Origin of the sequence: Desulfofalx alkaliphila DSM 12257 (genome assembly GCF_000711975.1) — a bacterium.
Lineage (GTDB): Bacteria > Bacillota > Desulfotomaculia > Desulfotomaculales > Desulfohalotomaculaceae > Desulfofalx > Desulfofalx alkaliphila.
Genome location: NZ_JONT01000007.1, coordinates 85804 through 106137, shown reverse-complemented (window position 1 = coordinate 106137; position 20334 = coordinate 85804). Strand labels below are relative to the sequence as shown.

Genomic DNA, 20334 nt, shown 5'->3' with positions numbered 1-20334 from the left:
AGGGGATGGTCAAGATGGCAAAAATATTGGATGGTAAAGAAGTAGCCATAAAAATAAAAGAAGAGTTAAAAATTGAAGTAGAACAATGGCAGCAACGGGGCATTAATCCCTGTTTAGCAGTGGTGCTAATGGGTGATGATGCTGCGTCTGTGGCCTATGCAAACTTTTTACAAAAGGTAGCTGCCGATGTTAATGTAAAATTTCATCTGGAGCAATTGCCTAAGGATGCTGAGGAAGATTATTTGTTGTCGGTGGTGGACAAGTTAAACCAAAACAAAAAAGTACATGGCATATTATTGCTTTTGCCACTTCCTGAACATATTGATAAACAGCAGGTGATTGACAGCATTTTGCCGGCCAAGGATGTGGATGGCGTGCACCCCATTAACCGGGGGTATATCCTCAGCGGCGGCGATTGTATCTATCCTGCTACACCGCTGTCCTGTTTAGAGATACTGCAACGCTATGGCATTGGCATCGAGGGTAAACACGCTGTGGTGGTTGGCCGGGGAGAAACCGTGGGTAAGTCTCTAATGTATCTGGCGCTGGCCCAAAATGCCACCATCACCGTTTGTCACTCTAAAACCCCCGATTTGGCTTATCACACCAAGAGGGCTGATGTAATATTCAGTGCAGTGGGAAAACCGGGATTAATTACCGGGGATATGGTGAAGCCGGGAGCCGTGGTGGTTGATGCCGGTATAAGCCAGGTAGACGGGAAAATTTGCGGTGATGTGGATTTTGAAAATGTAAAGGAAATTGCCTCGGCCATCACCCCCGTACCCGGCGGTGTGGGCAGTATAACCACTGTGATGATGTTAAAGAACCTATTAAAAGGCATCACCATGCAACAGGCCTTTGTCCAATAAGGAGTGACAACAACCATGTCTGATATTTTCGATAAAAGTGTAAGGGATTTTCTTAATGTTACAGCATCGGACGCCCCTACCCCGGGTGGGGGCAGTGTGGCTGCCCTTTGCGGGGCCCAGGCTGCTGCCCTGGTGCAAATGGTGGGCAGGCTCACTGTGGGCAAACAAAAATACCGCCAGGTTGAAGAGGAAGTTAAACAACTGATAGATAAGGGCAACCGCTTGATGGAAAAACTGAAAAGGTTGGCCTTAGATGACATGGCCCACTTTGATGCCTTCATGGAAGTGTTGCGGCTGCCTAAGGAAAATGAAGAACAGCAAAAATACCGCAAAGAAAGAATGCAAGGGGCCCTAATAAACGCCACCGGCACACCCCTGGCCATTGCTGCAGCGGGGGTGGAAGTGCTTTCTTTGGCCTGCCGGCTTGCGGAAATAGGTACTAAATTGGCTGTCAGTGACACCGGCGTGGCGGCCCACCTGGCGGAAGCAGCTGTGCAGTCGGCGCTGATTACCGCAGAAAGTAACATTGGTGGCATAGAAGACAGGGCCTTTGTTGAGCAATTTAAGGCAGAAAAGGCCCGCCTGAGTGACCAGGCAGCCCATTTGAAGGAAAAAACTTTAGAGTTTATGAACCGGCGCATGATTTAGTTGTGGTTTACTTTTTAGGAGGTTTATTTGTGCAAGAAAAACAAAAAGAGCTGACTTTTGAGGAAGCATTGGCCAGGCTGGAAGTGGTAGTTAAACAACTGGAAGACGGTCAATTACCGCTGGAAGAGTCATTGGCATTATATGCCGAAGGTATAGAACTGGTTAAGGTGTGTAACCATAAACTGGATAATGCGGAAGAGCACATTAGGGTGCTTTTGGCCGATGACAAGGGTGAACTTATGCTAAAAGAACTACAGCAGGCCAAGGGGGAAGGGTAAATGGATTTTTCAAGGCAGCTTAGAATGCGTGCAAAAATGGTTGAAGATGCAATGGTTCAGTTTATACCGGCAGAGGCTGAGTATCCTGAGGTGATACATCGGGCCATGAGATACAGCCTTTTGTCCGGCGGGAAACGTCTTCGACCTGCCCTTGTTCTTGGTGCTGCAGAGGCGGTGGGCTGCCAGCCCCAACGGGTATTGCCGGCGGCCTGTGCCTTGGAACTAATACACACCTATTCACTGGTACACGATGATTTGCCTGCCATGGATAACGATGATATGCGCCGGGGAAAGGCCACTAACCACAAGGTTTTTGGTGAGGCCATTGCTATTTTAGCCGGCGATGCCATGTTGACCCTGGCCTTTCAATTGATGGCCCAAAATGCCGCCACCTCATCGGCTGAAGCGGTGGTACTTGCCATTAAAGAGCTGGCCCATGCTGCCGGTTCCCAGGGCTTAATTGGCGGCCAGGTGGTGGATATCCAGTCGGCCAACAGTCTTGTTGATGAAGGCACCATGGAATACATTCATCGGCACAAAACGGGCGCCTTATTTCGGGCGGCGGTGCGCTGCGGCGCCATATTAGGTGGGGCTGATGAAAGACAGTTGGGGGCATTAACTGAGTATGCAGAGAATTTAGGGCTGGCCTTTCAAATTGTGGACGATATTTTAGATGTGGAAGGTGATGCTGCTAAACTAGGAAAACCGGTGGGCAGTGATGCAAAAAACAATAAATCCACCTATCCTGCCAAATACGGCATTGAACACTCAAAGCACATGGCCCGGCAATGTATGCACAAGGGCATGGCAGCTTTAGAATCCTTTGGCCCGGAAGTGGATTTTTTACGCCATACATTAAAGTTTATTGTTCATCGTGATCATTAAATGCAAAACGAAACAAAATCATTTGCGGGCGACTGCGAAAAAGAGTCAGTTACTTATAATATAAACTATGGCAATACAACTTCAAACCAGGCCTAAAGCGGTCTCATTTTGACTTTGTCAGTATAAATTATTTATGCTATAATTTTTTAGGCATGAAAACATAGGCGTTGCTAAAGTGATGCAGTATCCTAGTCAGGATTTCCTTTCTGAAGGCGGGCCTAAAAATCCGTCAACGGGCACATCGATGAAGTTCCTGGTGCTGGCTTCTGACGCCCAGTTGGGGGCTGGTACTGGGAGTTAAGGTTATAGGGCAACCCACAATGGCATGTGGATCTTGACCCTGTTTCCGTGGAGGCCCAAGTTTGTGGGGAACCGTTAGGCAACGGCGAACTATGGCTTGGAGAAAACCTGCACGTGGAAGGAAGCTGCGTGCAGTGTAGCCTGCCTTGAGTGGTAATGGCGAACTCCGGTAAGTGCTTTACACGGTCCGGGCCCGGTCTGTGTAAAGCAGGGATGAAACCTTTATTGCAAAAGAGGCTAGGAAAGGGTAATTCTGTTGAGGAAAACTCCTAGGCTGTCTGGGTCACCCAGGGCTTGCCGGGGATTACAGTGCGGACTAAGTGGTAATCTAGCCCCGGAACCGGTAACGGTCCGGAAAAGACCTTAATGGGAAACCGCCGATATGGCGACAGTCGGTGGTCTTTTGGGAAAACCTGCTAGACCTAAGCCGCAACATTTACTCGGTAAGCTGTCACTTTAGTACAACGTATATATATTTTAATCTATACCCATGGGCTGCTTTAAAAAGCAGCCCTATATTGGTATATATGGATGGAGTGGAATTGTTTGGGAAATAATAAATCCAGTGTATCTGGGTCGTATATTGTACTGGTGGGAATCGGTGCATTTTCCCTGGCTGTGTTTTTTTCTGTTGTCTCTGAATTGCTGGTGCGGGGGCTGAGCAGTGCCACGGCATTTTTGATTTTGTTAATGATGATTTTAATTGGTATATCCTTTGATATTTTTGGTACCGCAGTTACCGCAGCCAATGAAACACCCTTTCACGCCATGGCAGCCAAACGGGTGCTGGGAGCGCAGCAGAGTGTGATGCTGCTCAGAAATGCAGACAGGGTTGCTAATATTTCCCTGGATGTGGTGGGTGACATTGCCGGCACTGTATCAGGTGCCCTGGGTATATCCATAGTGGCACAAATAATTATGGAAAACCCCCATTGGGATATATTTATACTAAATGTATTGGTAACGGCCAGTGTGGCATCTTTAACCATATCGGGTAAGGCACTGGGCAAAAAATTTGCCTTAAGGAATGCAAATACAATAGTTTTTTTTGTAGGAAAAAACATAGCCCGGGTCGAAAAAAGTATAGGGCGTGATCCTTATCGCAAGAGACGGCGACCTAAGGAATAGCGAACAAAAGGTGGTTAAATAACGGTGACGATAATAGACAACGTATCATTACCTCAGGATGTGCGCAATTTGGATAATAAAAAATTACAGCTCTTGGCTGATGAACTGCGCCGGTTAATAATAGAAACCGTTTCAAAGACCGGCGGTCACTTGGCACCCAACCTAGGGGTGGTGGAGCTGACCCTTGCCATTCACCGTGTTTTTGACAGTGAACGGGATAGAATTATCTATGATGTGGGGCACCAGTGTTATGTGCATAAAATCCTTACCGGGCGCAAAGATCAATTCCACACCTTGCGCCAGCATCAGGGTATCGCCGGCTTTCCCCGCTGCAGCGAGAGTATTCACGATGCCTTTGGCACCGGGCATAGCAGCACTTCCATATCCGCTGCCCTGGGTATGGCGGTGGCCAGGGATTTACAGGGTGAAAAATATTCGGTGGTGGCGGTAATTGGCGACGGTGCAATGACCGGAGGTATGGCCTTTGAGGCCTTGAACCATGCCGGGGATTTAAAAAAAGACTTAATAGTTATTTTAAATGATAATGAAATGAGTATTGGGGAAAATGTGGGAGGCTTATCCCGCTACTTGAGCCGTATCCGTACCGACCCCATGTACTCCAAGGGCAAGGAAGAAATTGAAAATTTATTGAACAAACTGCCCATTGGTAAACAGGTGTTAAAGCTGGCAGAGCGGATGAAGGACAGCTTGAAGCACCTGGTAGTACCGGGCATGCTCTTTGAGGAATTAGGTTTTACATATTTAGGTCCCATTGACGGCCATAACATAGAAGATATAACCGATGTGCTTAAGCAGGCCAAAGGTGTTGGTGGGCCGGTGCTGGTGCATGTGGTCACCACAAAGGGGAAGGGTTATTTGCCTGCGGAGCAAAATCCGGATAAATTTCACGGTGTAGGGCCCTTTGACAGGGTGTCGGGGGAGGTAATTAAAAAGAACGGTGCCCCCACCTATACCTCTGTTTTCAGTGATACATTGGTAAAACTGGCTGCCGAAAATGACAACATACTGGCAATTACCGCTGCCATGGCCAGCGGAACGGGATTATCACAATTTAGCCACCTTTACCCCCAGCGTTTTTTTGATGTGGGTATTGCCGAGCAGCATGCGGTGACCATGGCGGCAGGTATGGCTAACAGGGGCTATAAACCGGTGGTGGCCATATACTCCACTTTTATGCAGCGGGCTTACGACCAGGTGATGCACGATGTTTGTTTACAAAACCTGCCGGTGGTATTTGCCATTGATAGGGCGGGGATAGTGGGGGACGACGGGGCAACCCACCAGGGCGTTTTTGACATCGCTTTTTTAAGATCTATACCCAATCTTACTATCATGGCCCCCAAGGATGAAAATGAGCTGCAGCATATGATAAAGACAGCCATAGAACACGAGGCTCCCTGTGCCATTCGATACCCCCGGGGTGCCGGTGTCGGCTGCCAAATGGACCCGGACCCAATGGTATTGCCGGTGGGCCGGTGCGAAGTGCTGCGTCAGGGTAAAGATATTACCTTGATTGCCGTGTCCAACATGGTTGCTGTGGCGGAGCAAGCCTCCCGGGAGTTGGGCAAACTTGGGGTACAAGCCACTGTAATTAATGTGCGTTTTATTAAGCCCCTGGATGAAGAATGTATTATGCACCATGTTACTCAAACCAGGCGGTTGATAACCATAGAAGAACATGTGTTGGCCGGTGGCCTTGGCAGCTCCATACTGGAATTATTGGAGCAAAGGGGAGTTCATGACATTAAAGTAAAAAGATTAGGAATTCCCGATGAGTTTGTGGAACATGCCCGTCCTTCTATCATGCATGAGAAGTATGGGCTGACAGTTGATAATTTGGTAAACCAATCACTGAACATGATGGGCAGAAGACCAAAATTAATTCTTGCCCATGAGTAACACTAAAAATATATTGGAGGATTTTATGTCCGGCAAGCAAAGGTTAGATACATTGCTGGTATCCCGTGGCCAGTTTTCCAGCCGGGAAAAAGCCCGCTCAGCAGTGATGGCGGGCTTGGTTTTTGTGGACGGCAAGAGGGTAGACAAGCCGGGACACCAGGTTACCGGCCAATGCAAAATTGAAATAAAGGGTACACCTCTGCCCTATGTAAGCAGGGGTGGACTGAAACTGGAAAAGGCGCTGGCAGTCTTTAATATAGACCTTTCCGGTAAAATTGTGCTCGATATAGGTGCCTCTACCGGGGGTTTTACCGATTGTGCCCTGCAAAAGGGAGCTTCAATGGTATATGCTGTGGATGTGGGGTATGGGCAATTGGCCTGGTCACTGCGTCAGCATGAGCGTGTGGTGGTGCTTGAAAGAACCAATATCCGCCATTTGGAGGCCGAAAGGCTGGAACAGCTGCCTGACTTTGCTACGGTGGATGTTTCATTTATATCTTTATCCAAGGTATTGCCCAAGGTGGCTGAGCTCACCGCCGATGATGCGGGGGCTGTGGTGCTGATCAAGCCCCAATTTGAGGCCGGCCCGGAAAAGGTGGGCAAAAAAGGGGTAGTTCGTGATCCCCAAGTTCATATTGAAGTGATTAACCAAGTGCTAAAAGTTGTTGAGCAGTTGGGTTTTCAGCCCCAGGGACTGGACTATTCACCAATCAAAGGGCCGGAGGGCAATATTGAGTACTTGCTTTATTTCACCAAGGGTGCCTCCCCTGGGTGCCCACAAAAACCGGTACCGGTAAATAAGGTGGTTGAAAATGCACATAAGGGGCTAGCCAAATGACGTCCACTGATATTCTTATATTGGGCATTGTTTTTGGTGCCCTTTTCGTTTACTATTTAACCAAGTTAGTGCGTTCTTATAAATTAAAACGACAGTCTAAAACTGCCCGCCGGGCGGAGAGGGCTGCCCAAAACTACCTAGAAGACCAGGGCTATACCATTGTATCCGCTCAACAACGGGTGCCAATATTAACAAAGGTGGACAACCGTGACTATAAAAACCACGTAAAGGCCGATTTTATTGTCAAAAAAGGCGGTTATACTTATGTGGTTGAAGTAAAAACCGGGAAGCAGGTGGAAAGGCCCACCTCTGCTGAAATAAGAAGGCAGCTGCTGGAATACTATTTGATATATCGTACCAATGGGGTACTCTTATTGGATATGGAAAATAAAAAAATACATACAGTGCAGTTTCAAATCAAACTGCCCAAAAGGGCCGACAGTTACATTTCCCACGCCATTGCCTTTGGGGCAGGTGTACTGGTGGTGCTGTTACTGATTAAGGGAGGCGTTATTTTTTGAAAACCATCGGTCTTGTTTTAAATAAAGAGAAACACAAGGTTGCGCCGGTGGTTGAAAAAATCTACCATTGGCTCCAAGGCAAAAACATTAGGGTGCTGATAACTGATGAATGTGCCGAAATACTTAATATAAATAAAAACTACTACCCCCTAAGCCAACTGGCCGGAATGTGTGACTGTTTGATGGTATGGGGCGGCGACGGCACCATATTAAACTGTGCCCGGGCGGCAGCCCCCGCAGGCACACCAATTTATGGTGTAAATGCCGGGAGATTGGGCTTTTTAACCGAGGTAGACATACCCGATTTGTTGCCGGGTTTAGAAAAATTGATAGCAGGTAACTACACAGTGGAAGAACGGATGATGATCGAAGCCCGGGTGTACCGAAAGGACAAGCTGCTAAAAACGCTGACGGGCTTAAATGACGCCGTTATTTCTAAGGGTGCATTTGCCAGGCTGATATGGTTGGAACTACATGTAAACGGTGAGCATATGAACAGCTATCCCGCAGACGGGGTTATAGTGGCAAGCTCCACCGGCTCCACTGCCTACTCCTTGTCTGCCGGGGGACCCATTGTGGGTCCGGACCTTGACCTGATGGTGGTAACCCCCATTTGCCCACACACACTGTCAGCAAGGCCCCTGGTCATATCACCGGACTATACAATCAGTGTGATGGCAGAAACCAACCGGGGAGAAATTGTACTTACGGTGGATGGACAATGTAGATTTGATTTAGAATCCTTTGATGTGGTGCAGGTACGGCAAGCTCCTTATAATGCCAAATTTATTAGAACGGAGAATCATAATTTTTATGAAATACTAAGAAAGAAGCTGGAGGAGTGGAACAGCAGTCATGTTTAAAGGGCAAAAACGGGCGGTGGATATAGCACAGCAATTTATAGGCCAGTCCCTGCCCAGTGGTGGATTGGCAGTGGATGCCACCGCCGGAAACGGTAACGATACCTTGTTTTTAGCCCGAACTGTGGGCAGGTCCGGAAGGGTATTTGCCTTTGATATTCAACAGGAGGCTTTGGACAAAACGGCACAACTGCTGGAAGAGCATCACCTGTTGGATGTTGTTAATCTGGTTCACAGCGGTCACCAAAATATGGAGGAGCATGTGAAAGAACCGGTGGATGCAGTAATGTTTAACTTGGGTTATCTGCCGGGGGGAGACCACAAGATCATTACTGAGCCGGAGAATACTGTGTCAGCCTTGAACAGTGCCATTAAAATGCTTAAAGTTGGTGGCAAAATATCACTGGTAGTTTATACAGGTCATCGGGGTGGCGCGGACGAATTGAATGCCATTGAGCAGGTGGTCAGTTCACTGGATTCCCATGCCTACTGGGCAGTGACCATCAGTTTTGCTAATCGTCCGCCCACTGCACCGGTAATATTTTTAATAGAAAGGGTGGGTTAATTGACCAAGGCCAGGCGTCAATTAAAAATACAAGAAATTATTCAAAACCAGCCCATTGAAACCCAAGCGGAATTGGTACGCCGGTTAAAAGAAGAGGGTTTTAATGTCACCCAAGCCACTATATCCAGGGATATAAAAGAGTTGGGCTTGATAAAAATTCCCACTGAAAACAGTTCGCCGCGCTATGCATTGCCCAATGAGCCTGTTGTACTCCGCAATGATGAACGTCTAAAACGCCTGTTTAAAACCTCTGTTACCAACATCGATTATAGTGAAAACATCATTATAATCAAAACCATGACAGGTGAAGCAATGGGGGTTGCTTCTGCCATAGACAATGCCAACTGGCCGGAGATTATTGGCACCATAGGTGGCGATGACAATATTTTGATAGTGGTGAAACCTAAAAAAGCTACTGGCATGGTGGTGAGCAAGTTTAACGAGTTATTCAAGGGGTGATACTATGTTGCGCTCCCTGTACATTAAAAATTTTGCTCTCATTGATGATATTACCGTTGAATTCGACTCCGGATTAAATATTTTAACAGGTGAAACAGGGGCCGGAAAATCTATCCTGTTGGGTGCCTTACAGGTGGCTTTGGGCGGCCGAGCCTCTGCTGAATATATTCGGGCCGGCGAAGACAAGGCGGTGGTGCAGGCGGCTTTTCAAGTGGACACAGAGACGGAAAAGGATATGGGCAACCTGGGAATTGAAAGTTCCGGCGACGGTGTGGTGGTGTTGGCCAGGGAAATTAGCCGCAACGGACGCAATTGGTGCCGGGTTAACGGACAGGTGGTTACGCTGGCAATGTACCGCCAGGCAGGGGCCGGCCTAGTGGATATGCACAGTCAGCATCAGCAGCAGTCACTGCTGAACCCGGAACGGCATCTTGAATTACTGGACAGTTTCGGGGGTGAGCCTTTGGCACTACAGCTTGAAAAGGTAACAAATAGTTACCAAAGTTGGTTCCAGGCCCATCAAAAATTGCAGCGTTTGCAGAACAATGCCAGGGATACTGCCCGGGAAATAGATATGCTGCAGTTTCAAAATGATGAAATTGAAAAGGCCAACCTGACGCCGGAAGAGGATATTCAGTTGACTAACGAGAGAAATATTTTAGCCAACGCAGAGAAAATAACTGTTTTGGCTAACACAGTGAAAATGAGTTTATACAGCGGTGGGGGGAAATATACCTCATCGGCTGTGGATATGATGGGCGAAGGGCTCAATGCCCTGCAGCAGTTAAAAGAATACGATGCTTCCCTGGAACCGCTGCTGCAGTCATTGGAAACCGCTTTATATACTGTGGAAGACGTGGCCCGAGAGATATCCGGCTATCTGGATGGTGTTGAATACCAGCCCCAGCGCTTGGATTTAATTGAAAAACGTCTTGACGAAATCAATAAACTAAAGAGAAAATACGGTGACACCGTTGAAGAGATACTTGCTTACCGGCAAAAAATAGTAAGCCGACTGGAAGAGTTGACATACAGCGAAGAACAGATTGATATTTTGCAAGAAGAGGTAAAAGAATATCATCAGCAGTGGGTAGAGCAGGCAACCGCCCTTTCTAACTTGCGCAAAGAAATTGCGAAAAAATTAGAGGAACAAGTATCTAAAGAGTTGGCTGGCTTAGACATGGCCAATGTAGATTTTAAACTGGGCTTTGAACCACTGGACGGTATCAATGCCAAGGGGATGGATAAGGTAGAATTTTTAATTTCCCCTAACCCGGGGGAACCTTTAAAACCCTTACAGAAAATTGCTTCCGGGGGTGAACTGTCGCGATTTATGCTGGCATTAAAGTGCGTGCTGGCTAAGGTGGACAAGGTGCCCACCCTAATATTTGATGAAGTGGATACCGGTATAGGAGGTAGAACACTTCACTCGGTGGGCGAGAAAATGGCTCAAATTGGCAGCAGGCATCAGGTGATCACGGTGACCCATGCCCCCCAGGTGGCATGTTTTGCCAATAATCACTACTTGATCAGTAAAGAAGTGGAGAACAATAGGACCTATACCAGAATTACTAAACTTGATTACCAGTCCAGGCTAAATGAGCTGGCCCGCATGTTAGGCGGTAAAGATGCAGACAGCGTAGCCTTAGAACATGCCCAGTCCTTGTTAAATATTGCCAACAATTAATTATTTTATAAAAATGACCGACCTTTAAGGCGGTCATTTTTAATTTTTAAAAAGATTTTTATTAGTGGTAACACATCAAAAAGTTACATAATCTTTGTAACCGTTAACAGCACTGGATGTGGAATTTGCTGCCATATTTAGCTTTAATAAAAACATTTTACGAAGGTTACTTTAATTAATGTTATATAAGATTTTGTGCAGAAAAAAATAAGGGGGGATGACATAATTGAATGACAGCAGGGTCAAATTTTTTTGTTTTATAAGTATTTTATTGCTGGCAGTGTTTTGTTTTAACGGCCAGGTTATGCGCTTAGGCACCCTGCCCGTGCAACAAAAAATAGCGGTGGGCGAGCCTTTGGATCTAGGATTTCAAGACCCTCATAAATTCTTAAGTGCTTTGAAGGTGGACATAAAAACTGAAAATGAATTAATTATGATGTATCAGGGGTTGCCGTTTAAAGACAGCAATTTCACCTTAATGGAGTCAACTCCCGTTGTAAATTCACCGGGCAAGGTGGAAATGAATGTTAAATTATTTGGGCTGATACCGCTACGTCAAGTGACGGTGGATGTGGTTCCCCAAAAAAAAGTTATGCCCGGGGGCCAGTCCATTGGGGTGCTGCTGCACTCTAAAGGGGTGATTGTGGTGGGAATTTCTGAGGTTGAGGATGCCACCGGTAAACAAGATGCTCCGGCAAATAAGGCAGGAATAAAAATAGGAGACGTGATATTAAAAATAAACGGTGAAGAAATAGAATCGGAACAACAAATGCGCAGTTTGGTAAATAAATCCGGAATGACAGGCAAGCCAATAAGGGTGCAATTAATGCGCCAAGGCAAAACAATGAACGTAAAGGTAGACCCTGTCTACTGCAAAGATACAAATAGTTATCGCCTGGGTTTGTTTATCAGGGACACCGCAGCCGGCATAGGAACGCTTACCTTTTATGAACCGGAAACATCAGTCTATGGTGCCCTGGGGCATATGATAACAGACGCAGAGACAGGGCAAAGGATGGAGCTGCCCGATGGCAAAGTAATAGAGGCCACAGTACAGCAAATTCACCCTGGCCAGAGGGGCCAACCCGGTGAAAAAGTCGGTTTAATAAAAAACCAAACGTCCCTTTCCGGCACCATAGAGAAAAATACCCCCTATGGTATTTTCGGCCAATTGTCACAACCCATAACAAATCCTTTCTTTGACGAACCGATACCCGTTGCTTTATCCCATCAAATAAAAGAAGGCCCGGCAGAAATTATCACCGTTTTAAACGGCGATAAAATGGAGAAGTTTAAAATTAATATAGATAAGGTATCCTCCCAGACCAATCCAGAGGGTAAAGGAATGATAATAAGAATTACCGACCCTAAATTATTAGAAATAACCGGCGGAATAATCCAGGGCATGAGCGGTAGTCCTATTATCCAGTATACCCAACAGGGTGATGCCGTGTTGGTGGGCGCAGTGACACATGTTTTTATAAATGATCCCACCAGCGGTTATGGGGTGTTAGCGGAATGGATGCTGAATGAATCAAGCACTGTGCGGGCAAAGAAAAATATTAATGTTAGCAGAGTAAAACGTGTTATTTATGATAATTGCGCATAATGTCAAAACTTGTCTAAGCATATCATTTATAATTTATTTGATATTTTTTTAATAGGAGAAAGGACTTTGGATAGCGGTTGTCGAATGTTAAAGCACATAGGCTAATATACAATATATGGTAAAGACAAAAATTAAATAAATAGGAGGCGGGGTTTTTATTATGGCTATTAAGGTGCTGGTAGCAGACGACAACCGAGAATTTTGTGAATTATTAAAGGAGTTTGTTAATTCCCAAGATGATTTGGTACTATCAGGTATTGCGTATAATGGGTTGGAAGCATTAGAGATAATTGATCAGCAAAAACCTGATATTGTTGTACTTGATATAATTATGCCGCATTTAGATGGGATAGGTGTGCTGGAGAAAATTTCATCCGGCGCCACCGTTATCAAACCTAAGGTGATTATGTTAACTGCCTTTGGACAAGAAAGTGTGACCCAGAGGGCTGTGGAATTAGGCGCCGACTACTATATATTAAAACCCTTTGATTTCTCAGTGTTGGCCACCAGAATTAGGCAATTGGCCAAAGGTGTGACGGTTTCTGAATATGTCTCACCGGCTAAAACGAAGAATTTAGATGTGGCAGTGACCAATATTATACACGAAATGGGTGTACCTGCTCACATTAAAGGTTATCATTACCTGCGCGAAGCTATTTTAATGGTAATCCGTGAAGTGAATTTACTGGGTGCTGTGACGAAAGAGCTTTACCCCATGATTGCCCAAAAGTACAATACCACCCCCAGCAGGGTGGAACGGGCTATCAGGCATGCCATAGAACTGGCTTGGGACAGGGGTAACATTGAAATGATGACCAAATTTTTCGGTTACACCATTAACTTGGAGCGGGGCAAACCAACAAATTCAGAGTTTATTGCCATGGTGGCTGATAAGCTGCGCATTGAGGTTAAGGCCGGCTAAGTAAAAAATAATATAAAATTTAAATTTTAATGCCTGTTTGTCTCTAAGAAGGGGAAAACAGGCATTTAATTATATCAATACCTTTCCACAGAATGTAAATATGGTATATAATTAAACCAGTTGAATAATTAAGGGAGGTAATAAAATGAAGGTGTTAGTGGCTTACGATGGGTCTGAGAATTCAAAACGGGCGGTGGAATATGCTGCAAAAATGGCAAAAATCTGTAGTGATATGAAAGTTACCGTTATTTCTGTTGCTTACATACCGGATCATACTTTCTATAACGAGTTTATACCCCATAATGTCAAACTTTCAGAAGAGTTTAGGAAAAAGGCAAGAGAACATTTAAAAGATGCAGAGGCAATCTTTAATGCCGCCGGAATAGAAGTGGAAACTGTCACGGAAACCGGTGATACTGCTGATATTATTATCAATACCGTTAAAGACCAAGGGTTTGATCAAGTAATAATGGGTACCCGGGGTCTTTCAAACTTACAAGGTTTGTTTTTAGGCAGTGTTAGCAGTAAAGTTATCGCCACCTTAGAAGTGCCGGTTACCGTTGTGAAGTAAATAAAAAAACACCCAAAAGAAGCGTTCACTTAGGGATTGAAGAAAACTTAAATGAACAGCTTCAAGCGTGGCAAAAAAGACCAGTCATGTTCAAGCGTAATTGCTTGTAGTGACTGGTCTCTTTTTTATACAATTATTTGCGTATAGCTCCAACAATTGAACTTGTATTCCACTTAACAATTTCATCAGCTGCATTTTTAACAACTTGTGAAGTTCGTTCAGAGCCCCAAGGCTCAATTGCAATAATCCGTTTTGGAGTATAAAAACCATTTTTCGCAAGGTCTATTTCTATATTAATCCACTTACTATATGTAGAATAGACACCAGCAAGAATTAAAACACAACTGGCAGGAGCCATTTGAGCTTTAATGGCTTCTTTTAGCTGCCACTGTGTCGGGGCATTGTGTATAGGGTCATCTTTAGGCACAGAATAATTTCTATACGAGAAATAGCTAGCGTTATCTAATAGATCAACCAATCTGTCATATGCATCCGAATAAGTCCATGAATGGCTTATAAATAAATTATACATTTTATTAACCTCCTTAGTATAAAAATTTTTTTACATGTATTTTCGTAATACTACTGCACAACTATTGTTCATGTATGTATTCATTTAAAAATACAAATTGCCACTTGCCAAAATATGCATATTATGTAGAGGATAATAAAAAGCCATGGAAGAATTCGTTCCAGATGTGTAAATCGCCTATACTTTTTATTATCTCCAAGCAATGACCATTCATAGGCATATGGAGATATGGGCAACTTTTTTTCGATTTCATTTATTATTTGATATTTAACACTATTAAGTTTCTTATAGCTTATTATCGAATTTAACCACAGTATACTTACAATTGCTCCGACTATAGATAGAAGTATGCTTTTATAATCAAACGTAAATGAAATCAACGCAATAATAGCAGCATTGACTGTGATGTATACATTGTTAGTACTGATTCGTCGCTCACTATTACTATTGGCCATTTCAACACAGGTTTTCCATTGTTCAAGTAAATGTTCTTTATATTGTTCTCCATATTCTTCACTTTTCAAGTTTTCTATTTCCACTGTCTTCCCTCCCCCTAAAAATTAGCATAGCAACTATAATGCTAATTATAATTAATGATCGTAATGCAATTTTCTACACCAACCCTAAATACTTCTCAAAGAATAACATTAGTTTTTCGATAATTCCTTGTTTTTTCGCGGCTCTACCTCCGCCAAAGCGGGATACAGGTGGCATGATTTTATCAATGGCTGTACCGGTTGTTTTAAGTATCCCATCTCGGAAAGCATTGTCGATGAATCGGCGGGTTTCTTCAGGCTTTAACTTTTCTTCTTCTATAATCGCTGAAATATCCGCTTCCTTACGCTCATGGAGGAATTTACGCCAATCCTCATCCACTTTGGTCGATACATTGACTTGCTCAATAAAACGCTCGATAAGTTCTTTCTTGCTTCTAAGTTCAATACTCGAATTGATAGCCTTATCAATGGTCGTAAGAATGGTTTTGTCCTTGCAGTTGGATTGTTGATATTTGGCTACAAGCATAAGGATGTAGTCAATATTTACCTCTATCTGTTTGACCAGTTCAATCTCAAAAACTATGTCATCATTGATAGTTTCTTTGTCACCATCAGCACCTTTTCTATATTCCTGATACAGGTCAATATAAATGCTCTGATAGTCCTGAAAATCCCTTTCAGATAAAATCTCATTTCCTTCAAAGTCATCGAAAGAAGTAAGAATATTTCTGAGCCTGAGTATTGCTCCATATAACCTGATAAAGTCTTTTTCCGCTTCTTCTCCGATAATAGGTTGTCCAAGGGGATACTGTGTTGTAAGAGTTGTAATCAATTCAGCATAGCCCGGCTTATACTCACCTTTGTCATCATAGCCGTTATAGTATTCTTCGTATGTTTTTAGCAGTACAATACCGCCAGCATCCTTATTGCCGAATAGTGCAATAGCTTTATCTGTTTCTTCTTTCAAATCTCTAAAGCAAACGATATTACCATAGGTCTTAACGCTGTTTAAGATGCGGTTAGTTCTTGAAAAAGCCTGAATTAGTCCATGCTGTCTCAGGTTTTTATCTACCCATAGCGTATTTAGGGTTGTTGCATCAAAGCCTGTCAGGAACATATTGACAACAATCAATATATCAATCTCCCGATTCTTTACGCGAAGAGAGAGGTCTTTATAATAATTCTGGAACTTATCCGAGGAAGTATCGTAATTTGTGCTAAATGTGGAATTGTAATCTCGGATAGCCGCCTCAAGAAAATCTCTAGAGCTCTGGTCAAGGTTTTCCATATTAAAATCCTCTTCAGGAAGCAATCCATCTGGCTCCTCCTCATTGGCACTAAAACTGAAAATAGTTGCAATGGTAAGGTTACGGTTCTTTTGTGCTATCTGCTTCTTAAACTCATTATAGTATCTGATTGCCATTGGGATGGATGCAGCAGCAAATATGGAGTTGAAACCGGCAACTCGCCTTGTTTCACGCTTTTCTATCATCTTTTTAGGGTTGTGCTTATCTGCTTCTTCCCATTTCGCAGAGAATGTGTAATAACTATTGCGCTTTGTCTTCTGATCAAAGTGTTCAAGAACGTAAGAAACAATTTCACTGATTCGCTGTGGATCTGCTAAGGCTTTTTCTCTATCTATGCTATAGACTTTTTTATCATTAACGTAATCAGGCATCTTAATGGTATTGATAAAATCTATTCTAAAAGGCAGAACATTCCCATCATTGATGGCATCCACAATGGTATAGGTATGCAGTTTTTCTCCAAAGGCCTGCTCGGTTGTGCGAAGCAGTGGGTTACCTCCTGAACTAGCATTGGCAGCAAAAATCGGGGTTCCCGTAAAGCCGAAGATATGATAATTCTTAAAACTCTTCGTGATAGCTTGATGCATTTCGCCAAACTGGGAACGGTGGCACTCATCAAAAATCAGTACCACGTGTTTCTTATAAATATCATGCTGTTTATTTTTACGGATGAATATATCCAACTTCTGAATAGTGGTTACAATGATTTTGTATTCATGAGGATTTCCTTTTTCGTCCTTGTCTTCCAATTGTCTTTGAAGAACTCTTGTGGACGTATTACCATTAGCAGCTCCCTTTTCAAAACGGTCATATTCCTTCATCGTCTGATAATCCAGATCTTTACGGTCAACGACAAACAGTACCTTGTCTATGTAAGGCAAGGCAGAAGCTAATTGAGCTGTCTTAAAACTGGTCAATGTCTTACCAGAGCCTGTTGTATGCCAAATATATCCTCCAGCTGCAGTTGTGCCCATCTTCTTGTAGTTGGTTGATACTACAATACGTGATAAGATACGTTCCGCAGCAGCTATTTGATAAGGACGCATTACAAGGAGCAGATCTTCAGATGTAAAAATACAATATTTTGTTAGTATATTTAAGAGGGTATGTTTGGCAAAAAAAGTTTTAGTAAAGTCCACAAGGTCAGGAATAATTTTGTTATTTGCATCTGCCCAAAAGCTGGTAAACTCAAAGCTATTGCTCGTTTTTTTACTTCTTCGTCGCTCACTACTGCTTTGCTCCTTGATATGAGCATTTCTTGTGGTGTTACTATAATACTTTGTATGGGTGCCATTTGAGATTACAAATATTTGCACATACTCAAATAAACCAGAAGCCGCCCAAAAGCTGTCACGCTGGTATCTTTTTATCTGGTTGAAGGCTTCTCGGATAGCAACACCACGACGCTTTAACTCCACATGAACCAGCGGAAGTCCATTTACAAGGATTGTTACATCATATCGGGTTTCATGCTTGCCGCCTGCTTCTTCATATTGATTAATAACTTGCAAACGATTGTTATGGATATTCTTTTTATCCAAAAGGTATATGTTCTTTGTTGTTCCATCTTCACGTTTTAGAATCTGGATATGGTCATCCTGAATTTTTCTGGTCTTTTCAACAATTCCCTCGTTGGTATTTGCAATGCACTCTGTGAAAAACTTCTCCCATTCACTGTCAGTAAAAGTGAAGTCATTAAGCAGTTCAAGTTGCTTTCGGAGATTTGCTATCAATGAAGCTTCATTGTGTACTGAAATATATTCATATCCTTGTGAAGTTAGTTGCCTGATAAACTCCCGCTCAAGTTCTGCCTCGCTCTGATACTTTTCAGGACGGACATTATATTCAGCTGCATATTCAGCAACAACCGTTGCTTCATCAGTACTGGCAACGATATTGTATATACTCATGCCGTCACCTCCTTGAAAGATAACAGTTTATCTCTGTAATATTCATATTGCTTTTGCCGTGCTTCAATTTCAGCAGGAATACCACTGGTTAAGTCGTTGCAGAGAGCGTCAAAGCGATCGAGGATAGCGACGATGCGTTCTTTTTCTTCAAAAGACGGAGCAGGAACTGGTATCTTGTTAAGATTCTCTTGTGTCAATTTTGGTTGTGCCGCAGTTGATAAAAAACGACTTAAGTCAATCATGTTCAGGTAGTATTCAATAAACTTTCTATCTTCATATGTTTCGAATTCCAATACATGAGCATGGTTGTTTACCCATATCTTTCCAGACGCAGAAAAAGCAATAGGGGTTACTCTTGCCACAAGATTTGCACCATCTTCTGAAACTAACAAGTAGTCACCGTCGAAAATATAGTCGTCTACATAGTCAACAATTCCAGAGGCTCCATAGTACGGATATTCACCCGCTTTACGTTTCCCTTTAGCGACAGGTTTACGCTTAGAATCAAGGTTGATTGCAACCTCTCCCAATGTCGTCCACTCTACCTCATCACCAAACGTAAGCAGAAAATCCCTATAATACTCATACTGTTTTCTTCTTGCTGTAAGCTCTGCTGTAAGCTCTGCTGTAAGCTCTGTGAAATTGTCCAGAATACGGACAATTTCCTGCTGAACAGCTAGAGGGGGAATGGGGATAAGTAGCTTTTTCATTTCACCCATAGATACACTTTTTACTGTTCCTCCCAATGCTTTAACCAAATATCGTTCTCGAACTCTTTGTGACATAAGGACATACATTAAGAATCTCGATATGATTCTTTTTTTGTCTGGTTTTATTGCATAAACTCCTTCTTTTATATTCCAATTTATTGGTGGGGATTCAATGACAGCAGTTTCTCCAATTGTTCCTGTACCTGAAAAAAGAACATCTCCAACCTCTAAATTAGAGCGATTGTTACAGAGCTTCAAAGCTTCATCATTTATTCGATCTGTTTTATCTGTAAAAATAACCTTATTATTCCTTAATTCTCTTATTGTTACATAATAATTTTTAGCATCAACAGTATTCAACCGAAAAAATTGTCGTGGGTTAAGACCTGTATTAAGAGAAAGAATAACCTCTTCTAATGGTACTAGCTCCACCCCATCAGGGCAAAGTTCAGCAATCAATTCATCTAACTTACTCATTTGCCCACCTCAATTTCCGCAATAATCTTATCTATTTCTTCCCTTAAAACCTGCTCTCTCGCCACAATTTTTTCTATCTCAGCATTGAGGGCAACAATATCAATCTTTTCTCTGGTATCCTCCTGTTCAACATAGGTAGAAACAGACAGGATATAGTCCTCTTCAGCTATTTCGCTGTTTGGCACAAGCCTGGCAAAATGTTCAATATCTTTTCTATCTTTGAATGCGTTAAGAATGGTCTCAATATTTTCTTGTGTCAGCTTGTTGTTATTCGTAACCTTAACAAATTCCTTTGATGCATCGATAAATAAGGTGCTATTTTCTGATTTAGACTTCTTCAGCACCATAATGCAGGTAGCAATGCTGGTACCATAGAACAAGTTATCCGGTAACTGAATGATACAGTCGATATAGTTATTGTCAATCAGGTACTGCCTGATTTTCTTTTCAGCGCCTCCGCGGTACATTACACCGGGGAAACAAACGATAGCCGCTGTTCCGTTTGTTGCAAGCCAAGAAAGACTATGCATAATAAAAGCAAGGTCTGCCTTAGACTTAGGAGCCAATACTCCAGCTGGAGAAAAACGGGGATCGTTAATCAAAATAGGATCATTGTCGCCCTTCCATTTAATAGAGTAAGGTGGATTTGATACAATGGCTTCAAAAGGCTCATCATCCCAATGTTGCGGATCTGTTAGCGTGTCACCAAGGGCAATATCAAATTTGTCATAATCAATATCGTGCAGGAACATATTAATTCTGCACAGGTTTGAGGCATTCTCGGTTTTCCGGACACCATTTCGTGTGCGTAGCTTAGTCTTTCGCACGCTTGCTCCTTATT

At 43.3% G+C, this 20334-nt stretch carries 19 protein-coding genes and 1 pseudogene; 15 read left to right on the top strand and 5 right to left on the bottom strand.

The window, feature by feature from the left end; translation table 11 throughout:
• Window positions 1-14 precede the first annotated feature (14 nt).
• The 15 genes from BR02_RS0105130 (at window position 15) to BR02_RS0105060 (ending at window position 14060) form a co-directional block, all read left to right on the top strand.
• Entirely contained in the window at window positions 15-869 is an 855-nt protein-coding gene (locus tag BR02_RS0105130; protein WP_031514861.1) for a bifunctional 5,10-methylenetetrahydrofolate dehydrogenase/5,10-methenyltetrahydrofolate cyclohydrolase, read from the top strand.
• Between the two features lie 15 nt (window positions 870-884).
• On the top strand, window positions 885-1517 hold the full coding sequence (locus BR02_RS0105125) for a cyclodeaminase/cyclohydrolase family protein (RefSeq protein ID WP_031514859.1): 633 nt from the start codon (window positions 885-887) through the stop codon (window positions 1515-1517).
• Between the two features lie 29 nt (window positions 1518-1546).
• Window positions 1547-1795, top strand: coding sequence for an exodeoxyribonuclease VII small subunit (gene xseB / locus BR02_RS0105120; protein WP_031514854.1), 249 nt, complete (start codon window positions 1547-1549; stop codon window positions 1793-1795).
• Window positions 1796-2680, top strand: a complete 885-nt coding sequence (locus BR02_RS0105115) for a polyprenyl synthetase family protein (RefSeq protein WP_031514852.1) — start codon at window positions 1796-1798, stop codon at window positions 2678-2680.
• An 846-nt stretch (window positions 2681-3526) separates the two neighbouring features.
• On the top strand, window positions 3527-4108 hold the full coding sequence (locus tag BR02_RS0105110) for a hypothetical protein (protein WP_031514851.1): 582 nt from the start codon (window positions 3527-3529) through the stop codon (window positions 4106-4108).
• Between the two features lie 24 nt (window positions 4109-4132).
• Entirely contained in the window at window positions 4133-6028 is a 1896-nt protein-coding gene (gene dxs, locus BR02_RS0105105; protein ID WP_031514849.1) for a 1-deoxy-D-xylulose-5-phosphate synthase, read from the top strand.
• A gap of 25 nt (window positions 6029-6053) precedes the next feature.
• Complete coding sequence (locus BR02_RS0105100; protein WP_031514847.1) at window positions 6054-6866, top strand: TlyA family RNA methyltransferase; 813 nt, start codon at window positions 6054-6056, stop codon at window positions 6864-6866.
• Window positions 6863-7387 carry a hypothetical protein gene (locus tag BR02_RS0105095; protein WP_031514845.1) on the top strand — a complete coding sequence of 175 codons (525 nt, stop codon included), beginning with the start codon at window positions 6863-6865 and terminating at the stop codon, window positions 7385-7387. Before BR02_RS0105100 ends, BR02_RS0105095 begins: the two co-directional genes overlap by 4 nt.
• Complete coding sequence (locus BR02_RS0105090; RefSeq protein WP_031514843.1) at window positions 7384-8250, top strand: NAD(+)/NADH kinase; 867 nt, start codon at window positions 7384-7386, stop codon at window positions 8248-8250. The genes BR02_RS0105095 and BR02_RS0105090 overlap by 4 nt, the downstream gene beginning before the upstream one ends.
• Window positions 8243-8812, top strand: coding sequence for a tRNA 5-(aminomethyl)-2-thiouridylate-methyltransferase MnmM (gene mnmM, locus BR02_RS0105085; protein ID WP_031514841.1), 570 nt, complete (start codon window positions 8243-8245; stop codon window positions 8810-8812). Before BR02_RS0105090 ends, mnmM begins: the two co-directional genes overlap by 8 nt.
• On the top strand, window positions 8813-9271 hold the full coding sequence (argR, locus tag BR02_RS0105080) for an arginine repressor (protein ID WP_031514839.1): 459 nt from the start codon (window positions 8813-8815) through the stop codon (window positions 9269-9271).
• Window positions 9272-9275: 4 nt separating this feature from the next.
• A complete protein-coding gene (gene recN, locus BR02_RS0105075) occupies window positions 9276-10958 on the top strand; it encodes a DNA repair protein RecN (protein WP_031514837.1) in 1683 nt (560 codons plus the stop codon).
• 226 nt (window positions 10959-11184) lie between these two features.
• Window positions 11185-12567 carry a SpoIVB peptidase gene (gene spoIVB, locus BR02_RS0105070; protein ID WP_031514835.1) on the top strand — a complete coding sequence of 461 codons (1383 nt, stop codon included), beginning with the start codon at window positions 11185-11187 and terminating at the stop codon, window positions 12565-12567.
• A gap of 160 nt (window positions 12568-12727) precedes the next feature.
• Window positions 12728-13489, top strand: coding sequence for a sporulation transcription factor Spo0A (gene spo0A / locus BR02_RS0105065; RefSeq protein WP_031514833.1), 762 nt, complete (start codon window positions 12728-12730; stop codon window positions 13487-13489).
• A 145-nt stretch (window positions 13490-13634) separates the two neighbouring features.
• Window positions 13635-14060: a universal stress protein gene (locus tag BR02_RS0105060; RefSeq protein ID WP_031514831.1), complete on the top strand. Its 426-nt coding sequence runs from the start codon at window positions 13635-13637 to the stop codon at window positions 14058-14060.
• A gap of 133 nt (window positions 14061-14193) precedes the next feature.
• Here BR02_RS0105060 and BR02_RS0105055 read toward each other — a convergent pair whose 3' ends face one another.
• The 5 genes and pseudogenes from BR02_RS0105055 to BR02_RS0105035 form a co-directional block, all read right to left on the bottom strand.
• The gene (locus BR02_RS0105055; RefSeq protein WP_031514828.1) at window positions 14194-14592 is read right to left on the bottom strand and encodes a TIR domain-containing protein; all 399 of its coding nucleotides are present in this window, start codon (window positions 14590-14592) and stop codon (window positions 14194-14196) included.
• An 80-nt stretch (window positions 14593-14672) separates the two neighbouring features.
• Window positions 14673-15131, bottom strand: a complete 459-nt coding sequence (locus tag BR02_RS0105050; RefSeq protein WP_048601839.1) for a RipA family octameric membrane protein — start codon at window positions 15129-15131, stop codon at window positions 14673-14675.
• A 73-nt stretch (window positions 15132-15204) separates the two neighbouring features.
• Window positions 15205-18306, bottom strand: coding sequence for a type I restriction endonuclease subunit R (locus BR02_RS0105045; RefSeq protein WP_031514825.1), 3102 nt, complete (start codon window positions 18304-18306; stop codon window positions 15205-15207).
• On the bottom strand, window positions 18303-19493 hold the full coding sequence (locus tag BR02_RS15860; protein ID WP_031514823.1) for a restriction endonuclease subunit S: 1191 nt from the start codon (window positions 19491-19493) through the stop codon (window positions 18303-18305). Before BR02_RS15860 ends, BR02_RS0105045 begins: the two co-directional genes overlap by 4 nt.
• Window positions 19490-20320: pseudogene (locus BR02_RS0105035) on the bottom strand (type I restriction-modification system subunit M); the annotation flags it as partial. The gene BR02_RS15860 and the pseudogene BR02_RS0105035, both read right to left, overlap by 4 nt.
• Window positions 20321-20334 lie beyond the last annotated feature (14 nt).

Bases quoted from the DNA above. Each gene is read 5' to 3' on its own strand.
- BR02_RS0105130 (WP_031514861.1), top strand. From the start codon at position 15: ATGGCAAAAATATTGGATGGTAAAGAAGTAGCCATAAAAATAAAAGAA.
- BR02_RS0105125 (WP_031514859.1), top strand. From the start codon at position 885: ATGTCTGATATTTTCGATAAAAGTGTAAGGGATTTTCTTAATGTTACA.
- BR02_RS0105115 (WP_031514852.1), top strand. From the start codon at position 1,796: ATGGATTTTTCAAGGCAGCTTAGAATGCGTGCAAAAATGGTTGAAGAT.
- BR02_RS0105100 (WP_031514847.1), top strand. From the start codon at position 6,054: ATGTCCGGCAAGCAAAGGTTAGATACATTGCTGGTATCCCGTGGCCAG.
- BR02_RS0105095 (WP_031514845.1), top strand. From the start codon at position 6,863: ATGACGTCCACTGATATTCTTATATTGGGCATTGTTTTTGGTGCCCTT.
- mnmM (WP_031514841.1), top strand. From the start codon at position 8,243: ATGTTTAAAGGGCAAAAACGGGCGGTGGATATAGCACAGCAATTTATA.
- recN (WP_031514837.1), top strand. From the start codon at position 9,276: ATGTTGCGCTCCCTGTACATTAAAAATTTTGCTCTCATTGATGATATT.
- spo0A (WP_031514833.1), top strand. From the start codon at position 12,728: ATGGCTATTAAGGTGCTGGTAGCAGACGACAACCGAGAATTTTGTGAA.
- BR02_RS0105060 (WP_031514831.1), top strand. From the start codon at position 13,635: ATGAAGGTGTTAGTGGCTTACGATGGGTCTGAGAATTCAAAACGGGCG.
- BR02_RS0105055 (WP_031514828.1), bottom strand. From the start codon at position 14,592: ATGTATAATTTATTTATAAGCCATTCATGGACTTATTCGGATGCATAT.
- BR02_RS0105045 (WP_031514825.1), bottom strand. From the start codon at position 18,306: ATGAGTATATACAATATCGTTGCCAGTACTGATGAAGCAACGGTTGTT.
- BR02_RS15860 (WP_031514823.1), bottom strand. From the start codon at position 19,493: ATGAGTAAGTTAGATGAATTGATTGCTGAACTTTGCCCTGATGGGGTG.